General features: G+C 39.4%; 1 protein-coding gene. It reads right to left on the minus strand.

Features of this window, described 5'->3' with window-relative positions; translation table 11 throughout:
- Nucleotides 1-79: 79 nt before the first annotated feature.
- Nucleotides 80-1,429 carry an ISNCY family transposase gene (locus IWB18_RS12385; RefSeq protein WP_195683925.1) on the minus strand — a complete coding sequence of 450 codons (1,350 nt, stop codon included), beginning with the start codon at nucleotides 1,427-1,429 and terminating at the stop codon, nucleotides 80-82.
- Between the last annotated feature and the right edge of the window lie 71 nt (nucleotides 1,430-1,500).

The raw sequence follows: 1,500 nt of genomic DNA on the forward strand, positions 1-1,500 counted from the left end.
TGTCAATAACTTGAGAAAATGTCTCTTTTTTTTAAAGTAATTATCGTTAGAAAATGTCTCTTTTTCAGTCTGTCTCATATTAAATTGAGACAGACTGTTGTTTTTCAAAGAATAATTCGTAAAGAAACTTCAATGACAGGTTGTAATCTTCTGCCCACCAGATATTTTTCCACTGGTCAGATCCGTGAATCATATGGGGAGTGATTTGTTTGGTGATATTTTTACTTACCGACTTTTCTTTGGTATTTTTATTTTGAGGCTTTATGTAACGGATGACATCATAAGTTTGATCCTTGTAACTGACCCGTATACCAAATCTCGGATTTACAAGAACTTCAATCTCTTTCCTGGAAGAGATGATAGGGAATCCTTTGTCAAGGATCTGAAAGCATCTGTTCTTGAATGAAAATGTACCTGCATTATCGGTTTTGCGATTATGTTTGATACATAAAATTTCGTCAATGTCGACTTTATTGCCAAGAGGAACAAAAATTGACTCACCTTCAGGTTCTACAGAGAATTTGATGTTGAACATGTGCCGATATTCTAGCTCTAGAAACTGGTTTGCCTGCTCTACTGTACGAATTTTACGTTTGGCAAACTCTACAGGCAATCTGCCCTGCAGGGTATCCCACATCCTTTCAACTCGGCCCTTGGCTTGAGGGGATTTGGCAAAAATGATATCTATGCCCAACTCATTCATAGATCGGCCAAACTGGGTCAGGTTGACTGTTTGGCCGGCAATAAGTTCCTCGACCGTCAGTTTTCCCGTTTTAGGAGACCGGAAGATGGTGTGGTTGTCTGAGTAAAGACTCTGGGGAACGCCAAAGTCTAGACAACACTGACGCATGGTTTCCAAGTATCCGAAGAGGCATTCATTTTGCGTCATGTACAGTCCTACGATTTGACCGGTAGCATCATCAATGGCTCCATGGAGTGCATACTTGCTATTTCCGCCAAACCACTCAAAAGGGGTGGCATCAATCTGTATAAGTTGACCTGGATGTTCCTTTCGCTTTCTTCGATGAGTACGGCGACGGGTCTTTTTCTTTTTAGGGCTTTCATATCCTTGTTTTTTTAGTATACTGGTAAGTGATGAATATGAGATTTTGATCTTATATTCGTCTTCAAGAATTTCTTGAAAGTGGAGGAAGTTGATGCCGTCAAAATCCGGGTTGGAGCGAATTTCAAGGATCTCTTCCTTCATTTCCTCTTTAATGGCATGTGCAGGCTTTCTACCTGTATTTTTATGAATCAACGATTCAGCACCAGATTCAACAATTCCTTTCTTTATACGACTAATCTGGCGGGTAGAAAGACCGAGCAACTGTGCTGCCTGATCTCTTGTGATATGCTTTTCGATAAAACTGTTGATGACCTTATAGGTCTTTAACTGCTCTTGCGACAAAGTGATCCATCCTTTTTTCATATTTTCAGTTTAATAGAATGTGACATTTTATCAAGTGAATCTAAAGGTGACATTATCACAAGTTAACAACA

Origin of the sequence: Alkalibacter mobilis (assembly GCF_015594845.1) — a bacterium.
Taxonomy (GTDB): Bacteria; Bacillota; Clostridia; order Eubacteriales; family Alkalibacteraceae; genus Alkalibacter; species Alkalibacter mobilis.